Annotated in this window: 17 protein-coding genes, 1 rRNA gene and 2 riboswitches; of the genes, 14 read left to right on the forward strand and 4 right to left on the reverse strand. The window is 69.8% G+C overall.

The annotated features are described in order from the left end of the window. The 11 genes from rrf to ACFXJ5_RS40020 form a co-directional block, all read left to right on the forward strand. Positions 1 to 88, forward strand: a 5S ribosomal RNA gene (rrf, locus tag ACFXJ5_RS39970); the annotation flags it as partial. Between the two features lie 114 nt (positions 89 to 202). Further along, positions 203 to 811, forward strand: coding sequence for a CDP-alcohol phosphatidyltransferase family protein (locus ACFXJ5_RS39975; RefSeq protein ID WP_384643052.1), 609 nt, complete (start codon positions 203 to 205; stop codon positions 809 to 811). 141 nt (positions 812 to 952) lie between these two features. After that, positions 953 to 3,448, forward strand: coding sequence for a sugar phosphate nucleotidyltransferase (locus ACFXJ5_RS39980; protein WP_384643055.1), 2,496 nt, complete (start codon positions 953 to 955; stop codon positions 3,446 to 3,448). A 97-nt stretch (positions 3,449 to 3,545) separates the two neighbouring features. After that, on the forward strand, positions 3,546 to 4,475 hold the full coding sequence (locus tag ACFXJ5_RS39985) for a DUF881 domain-containing protein (protein WP_384643058.1): 930 nt from the start codon (positions 3,546 to 3,548) through the stop codon (positions 4,473 to 4,475). Next, complete coding sequence (locus ACFXJ5_RS39990; RefSeq protein ID WP_127360349.1) at positions 4,472 to 4,804, forward strand: small basic family protein; 333 nt, start codon at positions 4,472 to 4,474, stop codon at positions 4,802 to 4,804. Before ACFXJ5_RS39985 ends, ACFXJ5_RS39990 begins: the two co-directional genes overlap by 4 nt. Positions 4,805 to 4,811: 7 nt before the next feature. After that, complete coding sequence (locus ACFXJ5_RS39995; protein ID WP_384643061.1) at positions 4,812 to 5,609, forward strand: DUF881 domain-containing protein; 798 nt, start codon at positions 4,812 to 4,814, stop codon at positions 5,607 to 5,609. Between the two features lie 415 nt (positions 5,610 to 6,024). Continuing rightward, on the forward strand, positions 6,025 to 6,552 hold the full coding sequence (locus tag ACFXJ5_RS40000) for an FHA domain-containing protein (RefSeq protein ID WP_384643064.1): 528 nt from the start codon (positions 6,025 to 6,027) through the stop codon (positions 6,550 to 6,552). A 27-nt stretch (positions 6,553 to 6,579) separates the two neighbouring features. Then, positions 6,580 to 7,341 carry a transcriptional regulator FtsR gene (gene ftsR, locus ACFXJ5_RS40005; RefSeq protein ID WP_384643067.1) on the forward strand — a complete coding sequence of 254 codons (762 nt, stop codon included), beginning with the start codon at positions 6,580 to 6,582 and terminating at the stop codon, positions 7,339 to 7,341. A 78-nt stretch (positions 7,342 to 7,419) separates the two neighbouring features. After that, on the forward strand, positions 7,420 to 7,893 hold the full coding sequence (locus ACFXJ5_RS40010) for a bifunctional nuclease family protein (protein ID WP_127360345.1): 474 nt from the start codon (positions 7,420 to 7,422) through the stop codon (positions 7,891 to 7,893). Between the two features lie 276 nt (positions 7,894 to 8,169). Then, on the forward strand, positions 8,170 to 8,742 hold the full coding sequence (locus ACFXJ5_RS40015; protein ID WP_384643093.1) for a MerR family transcriptional regulator: 573 nt from the start codon (positions 8,170 to 8,172) through the stop codon (positions 8,740 to 8,742). 66 nt (positions 8,743 to 8,808) lie between these two features. Next, positions 8,809 to 10,143 carry a DNA polymerase IV gene (locus ACFXJ5_RS40020; RefSeq protein ID WP_384643070.1) on the forward strand — a complete coding sequence of 445 codons (1,335 nt, stop codon included), beginning with the start codon at positions 8,809 to 8,811 and terminating at the stop codon, positions 10,141 to 10,143. 9 nt (positions 10,144 to 10,152) lie between these two features. On the opposite strand, the gene ACFXJ5_RS40025 is transcribed toward ACFXJ5_RS40020, so the two are convergent. Beyond that, complete coding sequence (locus ACFXJ5_RS40025; RefSeq protein ID WP_384643073.1) at positions 10,153 to 10,518, reverse strand: PRC-barrel domain-containing protein; 366 nt, start codon at positions 10,516 to 10,518, stop codon at positions 10,153 to 10,155. Between the two features lie 101 nt (positions 10,519 to 10,619). Beyond that, a riboswitch (glycine riboswitch) is annotated at positions 10,620 to 10,718 on the forward strand. Between the two features lies 1 nt (position 10,719). Further along, a riboswitch (glycine riboswitch) is annotated at positions 10,720 to 10,843 on the forward strand. Positions 10,844 to 10,891: 48 nt separating this feature from the next. On the opposite strand from ACFXJ5_RS40025, the gene gcvP reads away from it, so the two are divergent. Further along, a complete protein-coding gene (gene gcvP / locus ACFXJ5_RS40030; RefSeq protein WP_384643076.1) occupies positions 10,892 to 13,777 on the forward strand; it encodes an aminomethyl-transferring glycine dehydrogenase in 2,886 nt (961 codons plus the stop codon). A 10-nt stretch (positions 13,778 to 13,787) separates the two neighbouring features. Here the strand turns inward: gcvP and ACFXJ5_RS40035 are convergent, their stop codons facing one another. Then, entirely contained in the window at positions 13,788 to 13,994 is a 207-nt protein-coding gene (locus ACFXJ5_RS40035) for a DUF5999 family protein (protein WP_384643078.1), read from the reverse strand. Positions 13,995 to 14,243: 249 nt separating this feature from the next. Then, positions 14,244 to 14,849, reverse strand: coding sequence for a hypothetical protein (locus tag ACFXJ5_RS40040; RefSeq protein WP_384643081.1), 606 nt, complete (start codon positions 14,847 to 14,849; stop codon positions 14,244 to 14,246). Positions 14,850 to 15,368: 519 nt separating this feature from the next. Here ACFXJ5_RS40040 and ACFXJ5_RS40045 point away from each other — a divergent pair. Then, positions 15,369 to 16,859: a glutamate--cysteine ligase gene (locus ACFXJ5_RS40045; RefSeq protein ID WP_384643084.1), complete on the forward strand. Its 1,491-nt coding sequence runs from the start codon at positions 15,369 to 15,371 to the stop codon at positions 16,857 to 16,859. Between the two features lie 13 nt (positions 16,860 to 16,872). On the opposite strand, the gene ACFXJ5_RS40050 is transcribed toward ACFXJ5_RS40045, so the two are convergent. Beyond that, positions 16,873 to 18,666 (reverse strand): substrate-binding domain-containing protein, encoded by a 1,794-nt coding sequence (locus ACFXJ5_RS40050; RefSeq protein ID WP_384643087.1) that lies wholly within the window; start codon positions 18,664 to 18,666, stop codon positions 16,873 to 16,875. Positions 18,667 to 18,766: 100 nt separating this feature from the next. Between ACFXJ5_RS40050 and ACFXJ5_RS40055 the strand changes: the two genes are divergently transcribed. Continuing rightward, entirely contained in the window at positions 18,767 to 19,570 is an 804-nt protein-coding gene (locus tag ACFXJ5_RS40055) for a CPBP family intramembrane glutamic endopeptidase (RefSeq protein ID WP_384643090.1), read from the forward strand. Positions 19,571 to 19,711 lie beyond the last annotated feature (141 nt).

Here is a 19,711-nt window from a genome sequence, read left to right on the forward strand (position 1 = left end):
CGGTTACATTCCGAACCCGGAAGCTAAGCCTTTCAGCGCCGATGGTACTGCAGGGGGGACCCTGTGGGAGAGTAGGACGCCGCCGAACAATCTTTCATTGGGCCTTGTCCCGGATCCTGGATCCGGGACAAGGCCTTTTTGCTGCCTGGGGTAGGGTCCAGGAGGAATCGAAGCGGCGTACGTACACACAGGAGGGGCCCCGGTGGAGGTCCAGGAGACAAGGGTGCAAACGGATCGGATCCTGACGATCCCCAACATCCTGAGCATGGCGCGTCTTGTCGGCGTGCCGGTGTTCCTGTGGCTCATCCTGTGGCCGGAGTTCGGCGGCCCGAAGTCCGACGGATGGGCGCTGCTCATCCTCATGCTGAGCGGCGTGACCGACTACCTGGACGGCAAGCTCGCGCGACGGTGGAACCAGATCAGCAATCTCGGTCGCATTCTGGACCCCGCGGCCGACCGGCTGTACATCCTGTCCACGCTCGTGGGTCTGACCTGGCGGGGGATTCTTCCGTGGTGGGTCACCGGGCTCCTGTTGGCGCGCGAGGCCCTTCTCGGGGTGATGATCCTGGTGCTGCGCCGGCACGGCTACGGCCCGCCGCAGGTCAACTTCATGGGGAAGGCCGCGACCTTCAACCTCATGTACGCGTTCCCGTTGCTCCTTCTGAGTGACGGCAACGGGTGGCCGAGTACGCTCGCTGCTATTTTCGGATGGGCATTCGCAGGATGGGGTACAACGCTCTATTGGTGGGCAGGGATCCTCTACGTGGTCCAGGTCCGCCGACTCGTCAGGGCGGATGCAATGGCCGATTGAGCCCGTGCGCCGTGCGCGCTCCGGCAGGCCTGGGACCGGCCGACGGGGCGCCCGTAGCGGGAACAGTGTGTCCGTACGACTGCGGACACGGACGGGTGACGTCGGCAAGACAGTCGTCTCTTCAAGGAGGACGCTTCCGACATGAAGGCCGTCGTGATGGCCGGCGGCGAGGGCACTCGCCTTCGCCCGATGACCTCAAGCATGCCCAAGCCGCTGCTGCCCGTGGCGAACCAGCCGATCATGCAGCACGTGCTCACGCTGCTCAAACGGCATGGTCTCACCGAGACCGTGGTGACTGTGCAGTTTCTCGCCTCCCTCGTCAAGAACTACTTTGGCGACGGCGAGGAGCTAGGCATGGATCTCACCTACGCCAACGAGGAGAAGCCACTCGGGACAGCCGGGAGTGTCAAGAACGCCGAGGAAGCGCTCAAGGATGACTCGTTCCTGGTGATCTCCGGTGACGCCCTCACCGATTTCGATCTCACGGAGCTGATCAATTTCCACAAGGAAAAGGGCGGCCTCGTCACCGTCTGTCTGACCCGGGTGCCCAATCCCCTGGAGTTCGGCATCACCATCGTGGACGAGGAGGGCAAGGTCGAGCGCTTCCTGGAGAAGCCGACCTGGGGCCAGGTTTTCTCGGACACCGTGAACACCGGTATTTACGTCATGGAGCCCGAGGTCTTCGACTACGTGGAGCCGGACGTGTCGGTGGACTGGTCCGGGGACGTCTTCCCGCAGCTGATGAAGGAAGGCAAGCCCATCTACGGCTTCATCGCCGAGGGCTACTGGGAGGACGTCGGCACCCACGAGAGCTATCTCAAGGCCCAGGCCGACGTGCTGGAGGGCAAGGTCAACGTCGACCTCGACGGCTTCGAGATCTCGCCCGGCGTCTGGGTCGCCGAGGGCGCCGAGGTGCATCCCGACGCCGTTCTGCGCGGCCCGCTCTACATCGGGGACTACGCGAAGGTCGAGGCCGGCGCCGAAATCCGGGAGCACACGGTCATCGGCTCGAATGTCGTCGTCAAAACCGGTGCATTCCTCCACAAGGCCGTCGTGCACGACAACGTCTTCATCGGGGCGCAGACCAATCTGCGCGGCTGCGTGATCGGCAAGAACACCGATGTCATGCGGGCGGCCCGGATCGACGACGGGGCGGTCATCGGCGACGAATGCCTTATCGGCGAGGAGTCGATCATCGCCGGCAACGTCCGGGTGTACCCCTTCAAGACCATTGAGGCGGGCGCCTTCGTCAACACGTCCGTCATCTGGGAGTCGCGCGGACAGGCGCACCTCTTCGGCGCCAGAGGCGTGTCCGGCATCATCAACGTCGAGATCACGCCCGAGCTCGCCGTGCGGCTCGCGGGAGCGTACGCGACGACGCTGAAGAAGGGCTCGACCGTCACCACCGCCCGTGACCACTCCCGTGGTGCCCGGGCGCTCAAGCGGGCGGTCATCTCGGCGCTCCAGACCAGCGCCATCGATGTGCGCGACCTGGAGAACGTGCCGATGCCCGTGGCGCGGCAGCAGACCGCGCGCGGCAGCGCCGGCGGCATCATGATCCGTACGACGCCCGGGACACCGGACTCGGTCGACATCATGTTCTTCGACGAGCGGGGTGCCGACCTGTCGGCGGGCGGCCAGCGCAAGCTGGACCGGGTCTACGCCCGTCAGGAGTACCGGCGTGCCTTCCCGGGCGAGATCGGTGATCTGTACTTCCCGGCGAGCGTCTTCGATTCGTACACCGGTGCGCTGCTGAGGGCGCTGGACACCACCGGCATCGCCGATTCGGGCCTGAAGGTCGTGGTGGACGCCGCGAACGGCAGTGCGGGCCTGGTTCTGCCGAGCCTGCTCGGACGGCTCGGGGTGGACGCGCTGACGATCAACCCGGGTCTGGACGAGTCGCGGCCGACGGAGACGGCCGACAGCCGCCGGGCCGGGCTGGTGCGGCTGGGCGAGATTGTGTCGTCGTCCAGGGCGGCCTTCGGGGTGCGGTTCGACCCGGTGGGTGAGCGGCTGTCGCTGGTGGACGAGCGGGGCCGGATCATCGAGGACGACCGGGCGCTGCTGGTGCTGCTCGACCTGGTGGCGGCCGAGCGCCGCAGCGGGCGGGTGGCGCTGCCGGTGACCACGACCCGTATCGCCGAGCAGGTGGCGGCGTATCACGGCACGCAGGTGGAGTGGACGACGACCTCGCCGGACGACCTGACCCGGGTGGGCAGGTCGGAGTCGACGATCTTCGGCGGTGACGGCAAGGGCGGCTTCATCATCCCCGAGTTCAGCAGTGTCTTCGACGGCTCGGCGGCCTTCGTACGGCTGATCGGCCTGGTGGCGCGTACGCAGCTCACGCTGAGCCAGATCGACGCGCGGATCCCGAAGGCGCATGTCCTCAAGCGGGACCTGGCGACGCCGTGGGCGGTCAAGGGACTGGTCATGCGGCGCGTGGTCGAGGAGGCGGGCGACCGGTCCGTCGACATCACCGACGGCGTACGGGTCGTGGAGGCCGACGGCCGCTGGGTGATGGTGCTGCCGGACCCGGCGGAGGCGGTGACGCATCTGTGGGCCGAGGGGCCCGATGACGCCTCCGCACAGGCCCTGCTCGACGAGTGGTCGGCGATCGTGGACAGCGCCGGCCGCTGAGACCCGGTACGGCCTCCTCCCGATGACCGTTGAGCCTAACGGCGCGCCGGGAGGGGGCCGTTCGAGTGTTGTGCCGCCGACGTGGGACGATGTGCGGATGCCGCAGCAGCACCCCGATCGGAGCAGCGCGACCCGCGAGGCCGCGCCGCGGCGTCCCGATGCCTCGATGTCGTTGCTGACCAATGTCATGGAGCACAGCCTCGACGACGGTTACGCGGAGGCGGCGGCTCGCCGCGGTGAGACCGGCACAACCCACATGCCGCGTACGGTGCGGGGCAAGCTGAGCCTGGCCGTGGGGCTGGTGCTGGCCGCCGTCGTGGTCACCCTGGGTGCCGCGCAGGCGCAGGTGAGCGCGCCGACGCTGGCCAAGGACCGGCAGCAGCTGATCGACCGTATCGAGTCGGAGACCCGCACGGCGGACCGGCTGCAGAAGAGCGTGCACAAGCTCAGCGACGAGGTGAGCGCGAAGCAGCGCCAGGCGCTGAAGGACCAGGGCGTCGCGGATGTCGATCGGATCTCGCTGCTGGCCGGCGCAACCGCGGTGACCGGCCCCGGCGTCAAGCTCGTCGTGGACGACGCGAAGGAGGCCTCGTCGGGAGGCGGCAGCAATCCGCGCACCAGCAGCGACTTCTCGGACACCGGCCGGGTCCGCGACCGTGACATGCAGCGGGTGGTGAACGGCCTGTGGTCCTCCGGGGCCGAGGCGATCTCCGTCAACGGCCAGCGGCTCACGGCGCTGTCGGCGATCCGGGCCGCCGGTGACGCCATACTGGTCGACAACAAGCCGCTGGCGCCGCCGTACACGGTGCTGGCGATCGGGGACGGGAAGCGGCTGAGCACCGCCTTCCAGGACAGTGCGGACGGCCAGTATCTGCATGTCCTGGAGCAGAACTACGGGATCCGCGCGAGCATCTCGACCGAGAGCGAACTCAAGCTGCCGGCGGCCCCGAGTCTGATCATCCGTACAGCGAGTCCGGCACCGAGCGCCGGGAAGAGCGCAGCAGAAACAGGGAAGGGCACGAATTGATCGCCGTACTGGGCCTCGTCGTAGGAGTCGTGGTGGGCCTCGTGGTCCGCCCCGTGGTTCCGACGGTGGTCGAGCCGTACCTGCCGATCGCCGTGGTCGCCGCGCTCGACGCGGTGTTCGGCGGCCTGCGGGCCATGCTCGACGGGATTTTCGACGACAAGGTCTTCGTCGTGTCCTTCCTCTCGAATGTCGTGGTCGCGGCCCTGATCGTCTTCCTGGGCGACAAGCTCGGGGTCGGATCCCAGCTTTCCACCGGTGTGGTGGTCGTCCTGGGCATCCGGATCTTCTCCAACGCGGCGGCCATCCGCCGCCATGTCTTCCGGGCGTGACAGCACGATGAGTGACGACCACAACGACGAGACGCCGAAGGCCACGCCGCCCGAGGAGCCGGAGGAGACCGTGCCGGCGCCGCCGGCCGCGGCAGGCCGGGAGCGGCTGAAGGCCGGCCTGTGGCCGCCGAGGGTGACGCGGGCGCAGCTGATCGTGGCGCTGCTGCTGTTCGTCCTGGGCCTCGGCCTGGCCATCCAGGTCCGTTCCACCAGCGACAACAGCGCGTTGCGCGGGGCGCGCCAGGAGGACCTGGTACGGATCCTCGACGAGCTGGACAACCGTACGCAGCGGCTCCAGGACGAGAAGCAGCGCCTGGACAGTCAGCGGACCGAGCTCGAGAACAGCTCGAACCAGGCCGAAGAGGCCCGTAAGCAGACCGAGCAGAAGGCGCAGCAGCTCGGTGTGCTGGCCGGCACGGTCGCCGCCCAGGGGCCCGGGATCATCCTGACGATCCGCGACCCGAAGGGGGCCGTTCAGTCGGACACGCTGCTCGACACCCTCCAGGAGCTGCGGGCGGCGGGCGCGGAGGCCATCCAGATCAACGATGTGCGGGTCGTCGCTGCCACGTACTTCACCCAGAGCGGCAGCAGCGTGGAGATCGACGGCAAGAAGGTCACGCAGCCGTACCGGTTCAAAGTCATCGGCAATCCACAGGATCTGGAGCCGGCGCTCAACATCCCCGGCGGAGTGGTGCAGACTCTGGAGAAGGAGCAGGCCACAGCGGATGTGACGCGATCGAAGAAGATCATTGTGGATGCCTTGCGGCCGTCGAAGGCGCCTGACTACGCTCAGTCGTCATCCTAGTGAGAACGCGACGAGTGGGGGTACTCGGGCGAGGGCAAGAGAAAGCGGGGGGTCGCCGCATGCGCCGGGTGGTGCGTGATGGAAACTGTGTGTTGGTCGTGACTGAGGGTTCGTCCTGCCCCACGGGCGGGTCTATGTCATTCAAGGGGAATCGCCCGTGAAGTTGTTCGGAAAGTTGTTCGGAAAAAGGGCGCGGCAGGAGCGTGACAGTGCCACCGCGCGGCACCGCGCTCCGCGACACGCGCAGGATGAGGGCACGGGCGAGGAGCGCCCGCTGTTCCGGAATGACCGCGCCGGGGCCCCCGGGTCCGGTGGCGACATTTCGGGTGGTCATGGCGTGGCTTCTGTTGACCCTGCCGCGTCCGGGCGCATAGGTTTCGAGACACCATCAACCTCGAATGCGGGTGGAGGGTCCTTGCCGGTCTGTACGAGGTGCGGGCACCGCAATGCGGAGGCGAGTCGCTTCTGCTCCAACTGTGGCGCGCCGCTGCGCGGCGGGGGCCCCGAGCGGGCGTCCGAGACCACCTCGACGATCTCCATCTCAGGGCTTGAGGCGTACGAGGCCGAGGCCACCGGTCAGACCGTGATCCCGTCGCTGTCCGTGGAGGCCCAGGCCGCCGTGGACGCGCTGCCGCCGGGCTCGGCGCTGCTGATCGTCCGGCGCGGTCCGAACTCGGGGAGCCGCTTCCTGCTGGACGGTGAGCTGACCACGGCGGGCCGTCACCCGGAAAGCGACATCTTCCTGGACGACGTGACCGTCTCACGGCGGCATGTGGAGTTCCGGCGCGGCCCCGACGGCGGCTTCACCGTCTCCGACGTGGGCAGCCTCAACGGCACCTACGTCAACCGGGAGCGGATCGACGCGGTGCCGCTGGCCAATGGCGACGAGGTGCAGATCGGAAAGTACCGACTGGTCTTCTACGCGAGCCAGCGAGGTATCTGACCGCATCCGACCCGCGAGGGAAGGTCCATGCTTCGTACACCGTCGGGCGGTGCCGGAAACGGCACCGCCTCCACGGACGGCAGACTCCTGAGCATCGGGGCGGTGCTCAGCCAGCTGCGCGACGAGTTTCCCGAGGTCACCATCTCCAAGATCCGTTTTCTGGAGGCGGAGGGCCTGGTGGAGCCGCAACGGACCCCGTCGGGGTACCGGAAGTTCGCGGTGCGTGATGTCGAGCGGCTCGGCCATATCCTGCGGATGCAGCGCGACCACTATCTGCCGCTCAAGGTGATCCGGGAGCATCTCGACGCCCTCGACCGGGGAGAGCCGCCCCCGGCCATCGCAGGGAGGGGGCCCCAGCCGCTGCCCGCGCAGGCAGACCACCGTGACCTGCTGGACCGTCCGGCGGAGCCGGAGGTGGCGGGGCTGCGGATCGGCCGTGGGGAGCTCATCGCCGCCACCGGCGCGGACGAGGACGAGCTGGCGCAGTGGGAGTCGTACGGGCTGGTCGAGGCCGGCCCGGACGGCGACTACGACGCCGAATCGGTGAACATCGGCAAACTGATCGCCGAGCTGGGCCGCTTCGGCCTGGAGCCGCGCCACCTGCGGGCCGTGAAGGCCGCCGCGGACCGGGAGGCCGGTCTGGTCGAACAGGTGGTCGCTCCGCTGCGCAGACACCGCAATCCGCAGACCAGGACGCATGCGGAAAGCACTGCCCGGGAGCTGACGGCGCTGTCGGTGCGGCTGCACGCCGCACTGCTCCAGTCGGCGCTGCGGGTGCGGCTGTTCTGACCGCCGGCGGGCCCCGGGGAGGGCGGCGACCGGGTCCCCGACTACCCAAACCTGCCGGGCACGTCCTAGGGTTGCTGTGTGAACGAGCTCGATGTCGTGGGTGTCCGGGTGGAAATGCCCTCCAATCAGCCAATCGTGCTCCTGCGCGAGGTGGGGGGCGACCGCTACCTGCCGATCTGGATCGGGCCCGGGGAGGCCACAGCCATCGCTTTCGCGCAGCAGGGGATGACCCCGGCGCGGCCGCTGACCCATGATCTGTTCAAGGATGTGCTCGAGGCTGTCGGTCAGACGCTGGCCGAGGTCAGGATCACGGACCTTCGGGAGGGCGTCTTCTACGCCGAGCTGGTGTTTGCCAGCGGTGTCGAGGTCAGCGCCCGCCCCTCCGACGCCATAGCGCTGGCGCTGCGCACCGGGACCCCGATCTACGGGAGTGAGGGCGTGCTGGACGACGCGGGCATCGCCATCCCGGACGAGCAGGAGGACGAGGTGGAGAAGTTCCGCGAGTTCCTCGACCAGATCTCGCCGGAGGACTTCGGCACGAGCAGCCAGTGACCTTTACGCCGCCCGGCTTGCGACCATTCGCCTAGCGATACCCCTCGGGTGGACACGCGAAACCACTCTTGGGGTTGATATCACTCGGCGTGCCGAGCGTGGCGATCGTTGACGCACCCGGAGTGACTGCCTACCGTCGAGGAGGTAAGTCCCAACGGCACGTGCACGCGCCCGGAGGGATGAGAAGGGACGGAGGTCGGCGTGATCAGCACCGGCGACGGAATGGCCGCAGGCGGCCCGTATCCGCTGCGTGGGGCCCTGGCCCGGCACTCCGCGATGGCAGCCGGCGGGGGCGGCGGTGAGCCGTCCGCACCTGCACCTGCCCCCGTACCGGGCCCCGGGCCGGAGACGGCATCCGAGACCATCGGCTACCGCGGCCCCACGGCCTGCGCTGCCACCGGCATCACCTACCGCCAGTTGGACTACTGGGCCCGCACCGGACTGGTCGAGCCGAGCATCCGGCCTGCGTACGGATCGGGCACCCAGCGGCTCTACAGCTTCCGGGACGTGGTCGTCCTCAAGATCGTCAAGCGGCTGCTCGACACGGGCGTGTCCCTGCAGAACATCCGCACCGCCGTCCAGCACCTGCGCTCCTCCGGGCCCGGCGAGCTGGCCCGGATGACGCTGATGAGCGACGGCGCCACGGTCTACGAGTGCTCGTCCCCCGACGAGGTGGTCTCGCTGCTCCAGGGCGGCCAGGGCATCTTCGGGATCGCCGTCGGCGTGGTCTGGCGCGAGGTTGAGAGCGTGCTCGCGCAGTTGCACGGCGAGCGGGTCGACACCGGCGAGACCCTGGCGGGGCACAACCCGGCCGACGAGCTGGCGCGGCGCCGCAACCGCGCGGGATAGGCGTCGCGGTACAGCCGTCGTACACACGTACGGCGAGTGTCAGTGGCGTGAGGCAGCATCGGTACTGTGAGAAGCGCGCCGACGATCCTGCACCTCGACATGGACGCGTTTTTCGCTGCCGTCGAGCAGGCGTCGAAGCCGAGTCTTCGGGGGAAGCCGGTCGTCGTCGGTGGCCTCGGACCGCGCGGAGTGGTCGCGACGGCGTCGTACGAGGCCCGGGTGCACGGCGTGCACTCGGCCATGGCCATGGCGCACGCCCGGCGGCTGTGCCCGAACGCGGCGTATCTGATCCCGCGCTTCGAGCTCTACCGTCAGGTCAGCGACGTGGTGATGGGGCTGCTGGGGGAGCTGTCACCGCTGGTGGAGCCGCTGAGCCTCGACGAGGCCTTCGTCGACCTGGAGGCGGGTGGGATCGGCGACCGGCCCCGGGCGGTGGCGGAGAAGCTGCGGGCCGACATCAGGGCGGCCACCGGGCTTACGGCATCGGTGGGCCTCGCGGCGTCCAAGCTGCTCGCCAAGATCGCCTCGGAGGAGGCCAAGCCGGACGGCCTGGTCGTCGTCGACCCCGGCACCGAGCGCGCGCTGCTCGACCCCATGACGGCCCGCACACTTCCGGGGGTCGGCCCGGCCACCGCCGAGCACCTGCGCCGGGCCGGGCTCGCCACGATCGCGGAGGTACGGCACGCGGGGGAGGCGGAGCTCGTACGGCTGCTGGGCAAGGCGCACGGCGCGTCGCTGTACGCCATGGCCGCGGGCCTGGACGACCGGCCGGTGGTCGCGGAGCGGGAGCACAAGTCGATCTCGGTCGAGGACACCTTCGACGTCGACCTGACGGACCGGATACGTGTCAGGACCGAGCTGGACCGGCTGGCCGACCGGTGCGTGAAGCGGCTGCGGGGCGCCGGGCGGTCAGGGCGGACCGTGGTGATCAAGGTGCGGCGCTTCGACTTCAGCACGCTCACCCGCTCCGAGACGCTGCGGGCCCCGACCGACGACCCGGCGGTCGTCCGCGAGACGGCCGGGCGGCTGATCGAGGCCGTGGACACGACCGGCGGGGTCCGGCTGCTCGGGGTGGGCGTCTCGGGGCTCGCCGACTTCACCCAGGAGGATCTGTTCGCCCAGGCGGCGGAGGCCGTGGCCGCCGACGAGGCGATCGACAGCCCCACGGTGGCGGCCACCCCGGCGGACGAGCCGGCGCCGATCCGGCGCTGGCTGCCCGGGCAGGACGTACGGCATGCCGTGTACGGCGCCGGTTGGGTGCAGGGCAGTGGCGTCGGCCGGGTCACCGTACGGTTCGAGGAGCCGTGGTCGCTGGTGCCGGGAAGGGTGCGGACCTTCCCGGTGGAGGCGCCTGACCTGGAGCCGTCGGAGCCGCTGCCACTGGTACGGCGGTCGGAGTGACCTCGCCGCTCAGCTTTCGCCCGCCAGGGTGCCGAAGTCGTGGTCGGCCGTGCCGTCGGGGAACGGGACCTCCAGGCCGTAGTGGTGGTAGAGCTGGAGCTCCTGCTCGGGGGAGAGGTGGCGGCCGACGCCGAAGTCGGGGGCGTCCTTGATGAGGGCCTTGTCGAAGGGGACGCGAAGGTGGTCCTCGACGAACTCGCTGGGCTCCAGGGGGACGAAGGCGTCACGGCTGAAGAGGCCGGTCCGGACGGCGGCCCATTCGGGCCGGCCGGTCGCGTCGTCGAGGTAGACCTCGTCGACGGTGCCGATCTTCACTCCGTTGATGTCGAAGGCCCTGCGGCCGATCAGGCTGCGCGGATCGATACCGGTCTGCACGGTTCCTCCAACTGCTCGTAATTGATCCTATTTAGTCACGAAAGCCACCTTCTGTCACATGTCGGCGTCGGGAGTCGCGCTGGTAGGCTGGCAGCGGCCGCAGACCCCGTGCGGGAGAGTCCCGGCAGTGCAGGCAAGCCGGGCGCCGAAGGAGCAACTCCTCCCCGGAATCTCTCAGGCATCCGTACCGCATGGGTGAGGTCACTCTGGAAAGCAGGAAGAGTCTCAGGACACTGACGTCCTCGGGGCGCTGCCTCACCGACGGTGAAAGTCGTTCCGCTCGCGCGGGGCGGTGAAGCTCTCAGGTTCAGATGACAGAGGGGGAGGCCCCAATCGAGTCAGGCCAGTGCGTCAGACCAGGAGGCCTCCGCAGATGACCGCCAACCGCATCCCACTCTCCGAGCTGGAGCGCGGCATTCCCTTCGCCGGCCGCCACATCGGCCCCGACCGGGCAGCCCAGGCCAAGATGCTCGCCCAGATCGGCTACGGCTCGCTCGACGAGCTGACCGCCGTCGCCGTGCCGGCCGCCATCAAGAGCGCCCAGGCACTGAGCCTTCCGGCCGCCCGCACCGAGGCCGACGTCCTGGCCGAGCTGCGCTCGCTGGCCGACCGCAACCAGGTGCTGCACCCGATGATCGGCCTCGGCTACTACGGCACCTTCACCCCGCCGGTGATCCTGCGCAACGTCATGGAGAACCCGGCCTGGTACACGGCCTACACGCCCTACCAGCCGGAGATTTCGCAGGGCCGCCTGGAGGCGCTGCTCAACTTCCAGACCGTGGTCGCCGACCTCACCGGACTCCCCACCTCCGGCGCGTCGCTGCTCGACGAGGGCACCGCCGCCGCCGAGGCGATGGCCCTGTCCCGCCGGGTCGGCAAGATCAAGGACGGCGTCTTCCTGGTCGACGCCGACACCTTCCCGCAGACCACCGCCGTCATCCAGACCCGTGCCGAGCCCACCGGCGTCGAGGTGGTCGTCGCCGACCTGTCCGACGGCATCCCGGCCGAGGTCGCCGAGCGCGGTGTCTTCGGCGTCCTGCTGCAGTACCCGGGCGCCTCCGGTGCCGTACGCGACCTCAAGCCGGTCATCGAGCAGGCGCACGGCCTCGGCGCGGTCGTCACCGTCTCCGCCGACCTCCTCGCGCTGACCCTGCTCACCTCGCCCGGCGAGCTGGGCGCGGACATCGCCGTCGGCACCACCCAGCGCTTCGGCGTACCCATGGGCTTCGGCGGCCCGCACGCCGGATACATGGCGGTGCGCGCGCAGTTCGCCCGCAGCCTGCCCGGCCGTCTGGTCGGTGTCTCGGTCGACGCCGACGGCAACAAGGCGTACCGGCTGGCCCTGCAGACCCGCGAGCAGCACATCCGCCGCGAGAAGGCCACCAGCAACATCTGCACCGCGCAGGTGCTGCTCGCCGTCATGGCCGGGATGTACGCGGTCTACCACGGCCCCGACGGCCTGCGCGGCATCGCCCGCCGCACCCACCGCTACGCCGCGATCCTCGCCCAGGGGCTGCGGGACGGCGGCGTCGAGGTCACCACGGACGCCTTCTTCGACACGATCACCGCCCGCGTGCCGGGCCGCGCCGCCGAGGTGGTGGCCACCGCCCGCGACGCGGGAGTCAACCTGCGCCAGGTGGACGCGGATCTGGTCGGCATCGCCTGTGACGAGACCACGGGCCGCGACCAGCTCACCGCGGTCTGGGGCGCGTTCGGCGTCAGCGGTGAGGTCGACGCGCTGGACGCGGCGACCGAGGACGCGGCTCCGGCCGCCCTGCTGCGCACCGACGACTTCCTCACCCACCCGGTCTTCCACCAGTACCGCTCCGAGACCTCGATGCTGCGCTACCTGCGCCGCCTCGCCGACCGGGACTACGCGCTGGACCGGGGCATGATCCCGCTCGGCTCCTGCACGATGAAGCTCAACGCGACCACCGAGATGGAGCCGGTCACCTGGCCCGAGTTCGGCGCGCTGCACCCCTTCGCGCCGGCCGAGCAGGCCGCCGGCTACCTCACGCTCATCCGTGGGCTGGAGGAGCAGCTGGCCGAGGTCACCGGCTACGACAAGGTCAGCCTCCAGCCCAACGCCGGATCGCAGGGCGAGCTGGCGGGCCTGCTGGCCGTCCGCGCCTACCACCGGGCCAACGGCGACACGCAGCGCACGGTCTGCCTGATCCCGTCCTCGGCGCACGGCACCAACGCCGCCAGCGCCGTGATGGCCGGCATGAAGGTCGTGGTCGTCAAGACCAGCGACGACGGCGAGGTCGACATCACCGACCTGCACGCCAAGATCGAGCAGTACGGCGCCGAACTGGCCGTCCTGATGGTCACCTACCCCTCCACACACGGCGTGTTCGAGGAGCACATCGGCGACATCTGCGCGGCCGTGCACGACGCGGGCGGCCAGGTGTACGTGGACGGCGCGAACCTCAACGCCCTTGTGGGGCTTGCCAAGCCGGGCCACTTCGGCGGCGACGTGTCGCACCTGAACCTGCACAAGACCTTCTGCATCCCGCACGGCGGCGGCGGCCCCGGCGTCGGTCCGGTCGCGGTCCGCGCCCACCTGGCGCCGTACCTCCCGAACCACCCGCTGCAGCCCGAGGCCGGTCCGGCGACCGGCGTCGGCCCGGTCTCGGCGGCGCCCTGGGGCTCGGCGGGCATCCTGCCGATCTCGTGGGCGTACGTACGTCTCATGGGCGCCGAGGGGCTCAAGGCCGCCACGCAGGTCGCGGTGCTGGGCGCCAACTACGTGGCCAAGCGGCTCGAACCGCACTACCCGGTGTTGTACACCGGCCCCGGTGGGCTGGTGGCGCACGAGTGCATCATCGACCTGCGACCGCTGACCAAGGAGACGGGCGTGACGGTCGACGACGTAGCCAAGCGCCTGATCGACTACGGCTTCCACGCGCCGACGATGTCGTTCCCGGTGGCCGGGACGCTGATGATCGAGCCGACGGAGAGCGAGGATCTGGCGGAGCTGGACCGCTTCTGCCAGGCCATGATCGCGATTCGCGGCGAGATCGAGAAGGTGGGCGCCGGCGGCTGGCCGGCGGACGACAACCCGCTGCGCAACGCACCGCACACCGCCGCCGCGCTCGGCGGTGAATGGGAGCACGCGTACTCCCGCGAGGAAGCCGTGTTCCCGGCCGGGGTGTCGGTTGCGGACAAGTACTGGCCGCCGGTGCGCCGTATCGACGGCGCCTACGGCGACCGGAATCTGGTCTGCTCGTGCCCGCCGCTGGACGAGTACGAGGCGTAGCCAGCAGCTGTCAGGCGGCCGTCACGATGAGCTCGACGCCGAGAGGCCGGTGCGGTGCGATGATCTGCCCGTCGGGCAGGAGTTCGCCGGTGTCCTCGAAGAGGAGGACGCCGTTGCACAGCAGGCTCCAGCCCTGCTCCGGGTGGTGGGCGACCACCTGGGCGGCCTCCCGGTCGGGGCTGGTGGCGGACGGGCAATGCGGCTTGTGCTGGCACATGGACGGTGTCTTTCGCTGCGTTTGGTGTGATGTGCGGCCGGCTGGGGTAAGTACCTTCTTCATGACCGTGCCCCCGTTTCGTGCGGTCGGGTCCAGTGTTGCCCTACTGACGTGATTCCGCAGGCATTTCGTGTGAGCTTTTCTTGTTAGTTGGGGACGCATTCACCCGCGCGGGCGGTTGCTCGCACAAAGCAACACCCCCGTGACCGTATGGTCACGGGGGTGTCCGCTTTGCCGCCCTCTCTTCCGTCAGGCACTCGTTCCCAGCAGGGGGGCGGGAGCCAGCCGCAGAGTGAGCACCGGGACCAGGTCGGACAGCCGGTGAATGCGGTGCGCGGCGATCCCGGGCGGAGCAGGGGCGAGCGGGATCAGCAGATCGCCCGCCGCCGGCTGCGCGGTCGCGGCATCGGCCGTGACATCGCTGTGCAGCCACAGGGTCATCATGTACAGCCCCGGCACGGACAGCAGATGCGGCTGGTACGTGGCCGCCAGGGGCTCCGCCTGCCGCAACGCCCGTTCCGTAGAGAGCAGATACGGACCCTCGCAGAAGTGCGAGAAGGCCCATCCGTCGGGAGTGTGCACGGTCTCACCGGCCGCGATCTGCTCGCCGGCGCGGATGTGGAAGCGCCAGCCGGTGAGCCGGGCGCGAGGCAACTGGTACGAAGGCGCGGTCACGGCAGCCACCGGACTCGCGGGTTCCAGAACGTGCATGGGAAGCGGGTGCTCGGGTACGAGCGGTCCCGTGGCGGAGCGCAGCGCCGGGGTGCGCGCCTCGCGGACAGCGGTGGGTGAGCTCAGTGCGGCCAGGACGCTCCGCAGAGCTGGGGCGGGTGCTGGGGGTACCTGCAGCGGCATGGTGGGCGGCCTCTCATCGGGAGACACGGCGGTACACGGCGGGTGCGGACGGCACTGTCAGCTGCGACCTGGGCCCAGGCAGGGAAAGGTGTGGGCATGCGGATCCCCACCCGTGGCCGGATGCCTGCGGGGCGCTTCCGGCGGGTCGCGGAGTCTCTGCCATATGTGCGGAGTTTATACGATGCGTGTTCGCTCAGTGTTTCGGCTAGCAGTCATCAGGATTACGGGCAAGGCGCTATTCCGCCGCCCTGGCGTGCAATTTTCTCCGTATTTACGGGGAAATGCACAGCGCACACCGGGTCTTCCCGGGCTGCTGCGGATGGCTGAATCTCGTCGGTCTTTATCACGAGGCCTGCGATCGCCTCCGTGGATACCGCGCCATGCCAGCGGAATGTGCCCGACAACTCTTGCGGAGCAAGCTTAGCGGTTGAGCGGCTCGTATGGGGAAGGTTTGAGGGGCGTTGTCGATCTTAAGGCTGGGCATCATCCGTTCACCGACCGTTCGAGGAGGGACACCCCATGGGGGAAAAGGTCGTAGCCACCGGGTTCGACCTGTCCGACCGCCTGCGCTACCGCCGGAAGTTGCGGCAGTGCCTGGTGGGGCTGGAGCGGCTGCTGGACGAGAAGCGCTTCGATCGGCCACGCAATCTCATGGGTCTGGAGATCGAGCTGAATCTCACGGATTCCGACGGGCTGCCGCGCATGATGAACGAGGAGGTGCTGGAGCGCATCGCGAGCCGGGATTTCCAGACCGAACTCGCTCAGTTCAATATCGAAGTGAATATCGCGCCGCACCGGCTCTCCGGCCGTGTCCTCGACCGGCTCGCCGAAGAGCTGCGTATGGGATTGGGATATGCCGATCGCAAGGCCAACGAGGTCGGGGCCCATATCGTCATGGCCGGCATCCTGCCGACCCTCGGCGCCCAGGACCTGGTGTCCGCCAACCTCTCCCGCGCCGACCGGTACATGCTGCTCAACGACCGGATACTGGCCGCCCGAGGCGAGGACATCAGCCTCGACATCGTCGGCGTCGAGCGGCTCACCACGACCTCCGCCTCGATCGCCCCCGAGGCCGCCTGCACCTCGATGCAGATGCATCTGCAGGTCACCCCGGCCCGCTTCGCCGCCGTGTGGAACGCGGCGCAGGTGGCCGTCGCGCCGCAGATCGCGATGGGCGCCAACTCCCCTTTCCTGTTCGGCCGCGAACTGTGGAGCGAGACCCGGGTTCCGCTGTTCCTGCAGGCCACCGACACCAGGCCCGAGGAGCTGCGGACCCAGGGCGTACGCCCGATCACCTGGTTCGGCGAGCGCTGGATCGCCGGCGCGTTCGACCTCTTCGAGGAGAACGTACGGTACTTCCCGTCCCTGCTGCCGATCTGCGAGGACGAGGACCCGCTGCGGGTGCTGGACGAGGGCGGGGTGCCGCAGCTGAAGGAACTCACCCTGCACAACGGCACCATCTACCGCTGGAACCGTCCGGTCTACGCGGTCGTGGACGGCGTACCGCACCTGCGGGTCGAGAACCGGGTGATGCCCGCCGGGCCCACGGTCGCCGATGTGATCGCCAACGCCGCCTTCTACTACGGCCTGGTCCGCGCGCTCGCCGAATCCCCCCGTCCGGTCTGGAGCCGGCTGCCCTTCGCCGCCGCCGAGGCGAACTTCGACGCCGCCTGCCGCGACGGCATCGACGCGGTGCTGCGGTGGCCCCGCAACGGCCGGGCCGGTTCCCTCACCGAGGTCTCCGCCGTCGACCTGGTCCGCGACGAACTGCTGCCGCTCGCCGCCGCCGGGCTGGACGGCTGGGGCATCGACCCGGTGGACCGGGACCACTACCTCGGCATCATCGAGGGGCGGTGTGCCCGCCGTACCAACGGGGCGACCTGGCAGCGGGACGCCTTCCACCGCGAGCTGGGGCGCGGCCTCGACCGGCAGCGGGCGCTGGCCGCGATGACCCTGCGCTACTGCGAGTTGATGCACTCCGGGGAGCCGGTCCACGAGTGGCCGGAGTGACGGCCAGGAGGTCCTACGAGGTGGCGGTGGCGCCCGTGGAGGCGTCCACCACGGCTTTCAGCAGCACCTGGTGGATCTGCGCGGGGTCGCTGACCCGGTAGGCGGCGCCGCCGGTGGCCTTGGCCATGCGGTCGCACGCGGCCTTGTCGGCGTCCGGCCCGATGGCGATGGCGATCAGGGGGATCGGGCGTTCGGGGTCGCCGAGCTTCTTGAGCCGGCCGGTCAGGGCGTCGAGGGAGATGCTGCCGGGATCCTCGTTGGCGCCGTCGGTCAGGATGACGACCGCGTTGAACTCGCCCGGCGTGTAGTTCTTCCGGGCGTCCTGGTAGATCGCCAGCGCCGAGTCGTACAGCCCGGTCGCCCCGTCCTGCACCGGCTTGAGCGAGCCGAAGGCCGAGGTCAGCCGGGAGCGCTGGGTGGTGCCCTGTCCGGTGGTGTCGCCGAGCGCCCGGGCGGGGACCAGCTCCTTGTAGTCCCGGCTGCCGTCGAGCCGCCGGGCGAACTCCCACAGGCCGATCTCGTCGTCCGGGGTGAACTGCGACAGGGCCTGCAGCAGCGAGGCCTTGGTCACCTCCATCCGCGACTGCCCGCCCGAGCCGGGCACCGTCCGCGCCATGGAGAAGGAGGCGTCCACGACCGTGATCAGCCGGGCGTTCTGCACGGTGATCAGCCAGAGCGTACGGACCCGCTTCAACTCCTGCGCCGAGGGCACGTCGACCGGACGGTCGTCCACCGGCTGAGGGGTACGGCCGCCCGCCTTCGCCAGCACCGCGGCGACCGGTTGCCCCTCCGGGGTGCGGAAGCCCTCCGCCGCCAGCCGGCGCAGGCCGTCCTTGCTCTGCAGCAGCGCCATGAAGCGGGTGGCGGCGCGTTCGCGCTCGGTGCCGACCCGGTCGGGGTCGACGAGCGTGTACGGGTAGTCCAGATCCGCGGTGCCGTCCTTGGGGAAGAACAGGTCGAGCTTGGGCGCGTCACCGGGGGCGGCGTTGTGCTCGTAGGCGGCCTGTTCGGACACGATCAGTGCCTGGTTGCGCTTCGGGTTGTCCGACTCGTCCTTCGAGGCGTCGCCCGGCAGGGTCGCCACGATCTGGGCGTCCCCGGGTGCGGAGTGCTGGGCCAGCAGCTTCGCCAGGCCGGCGGTGCGGGTGTCGGTGTCGCCGCCGCCCTGCCGGGCGATCGAGGCGTTCAGCATGGCGAGGGCGAGCAGGCCGGTGGCGCTGCGCGACGGGTCGGCGGCGCCGAGCCGCAGGTCCTTGCTGCTTGCGGCCGCCGAGGTCAGCTCGGCCCAGGTGTACGTCTTCTCCGGCCACCCCAGCTGCTTGGCCTGCGCCGCGACGGTCCCCACCACGATCGGCGACGACGCGACGTTGCCGATCGTCGTCACCGGGGTGCTGCTCCCGCCGGCGTCGGCCAGGCCAACCCAGGCGCTCGAGTCCGGGACCCACACCTCGAAGTCGGAGCCGTCCGAGCTCCCGCTGCCGAGGGAAGCGGAGACCTCCGACGCCGTCCGCTCCGTCACCGTCACGTCCAGGCACTGCCCGTCGGACTTGACCGCGGTGCGGCGGGCCTCGCGGGCCACCTGGCTCAGGGCCGGGGCGACGTCCGGTGACGCGGCGACCCGCAGCCGGACCGTGCCCGCGCCGCAGGTACCGCCGAAGGACAGCAGCCCGTCGCGGATGGCGGCGAACGTCCCTGTGCCCACCGTGAGTACGAGAACGGTGGCGATCCCGATCGTACGGCGGCGGGCCCGCTGTGCCGCGGAGGGCTCGGGCGTGGTCGAATCAGCGGGGACTCGGTGACGTCCCATGGTGCTTCCCCCCGGAAGGTCTGCGCGATCATCGCACTTGTTTTCGAGTTTTCGAGGACCCTAGCGGGGGCGGATCCGGGGATGCGGCAGGATGGCGAAAATGGAGGTTTATGTGCGCGGAGAGCAGTCAGTCGGGACCGCCGCCCCCTCGATGGAGCGACGCACGCTGCGCAGTGAGACTCTGCTCGTGCTCGCCCTCTCACTGGGCGCGAGCGCACTGTCCTCCCTGATCAGCTTTATCGGCTCGATCACCAGACCCGGTGCCCTGAAGAACCAGGCCGCCACCCTCGTCGCCTCCCAGGCTCCGGGACGCCCGTGGCTGGATCTCGCCTGGCAGCTGTTCGGAATTGCGACGGCGCTCGTCCCCGTCGCGCTCGTCGCGCATCTGCTGGCGCGCGAGAGGGTCGGAATGCCCGTCATCGGGTTCGACCTGCGCAAGCCGCGCTGGGACCTGGGCGCCGGGACGGTCGTCGCGGCGGCCATCGGCGGCACCGGGCTGGCGTTTTACCTGGTGGTGCGGGCGGCCGGCGCCAACCTGACGGTGGTGCCGGAGTCGCTGCCCGACGTGTGGTGGAAGATCCCGGTGCTGATCCTGTCGGCCGTGCAGAACGCCGTGCTGGAGGAGGTCATCGTCGTCGGCTATCTGCTGCGCCGGCTCGGCCAGTTGGGCTGGACCCCGACCGCCGCCCTGGCCGCCAGCGCGCTGCTGCGCGGCTCGTACCACCTGTACCAGGGCATCGGCGGGCTGCTCGGCAACATGGCGATGGGCGTCGTCTTCGTCCTGCTCTACCGGCGCTGGGGGCGGGTCGGGCCGCTGGTCGCGGCCCACTCCCTGATCGACATCGTGGCCTTCGTGGGCTACGCGCTGCTCGCGGGCAAGGTCGGGTGGCTGCCGACGGCCTAGTGCCCCTCCCGGCAAGCTTTGCCCTGTCGCACCGCCCAGCACGCACGCTCGCGGCGTTGGCCAAAAGCCCTGGTAGCTCTCCCCCAGCCTTCGGCCGGGAGGTACCCCCACCCCCAAGCTCTCGGCTTCGCTCGAGCAGGG

The organism is Streptomyces sp. NPDC059373 (assembly GCF_042751495.1).
Classification (GTDB): Bacteria; Actinomycetota; Actinomycetes; order Streptomycetales; family Streptomycetaceae; genus Actinacidiphila.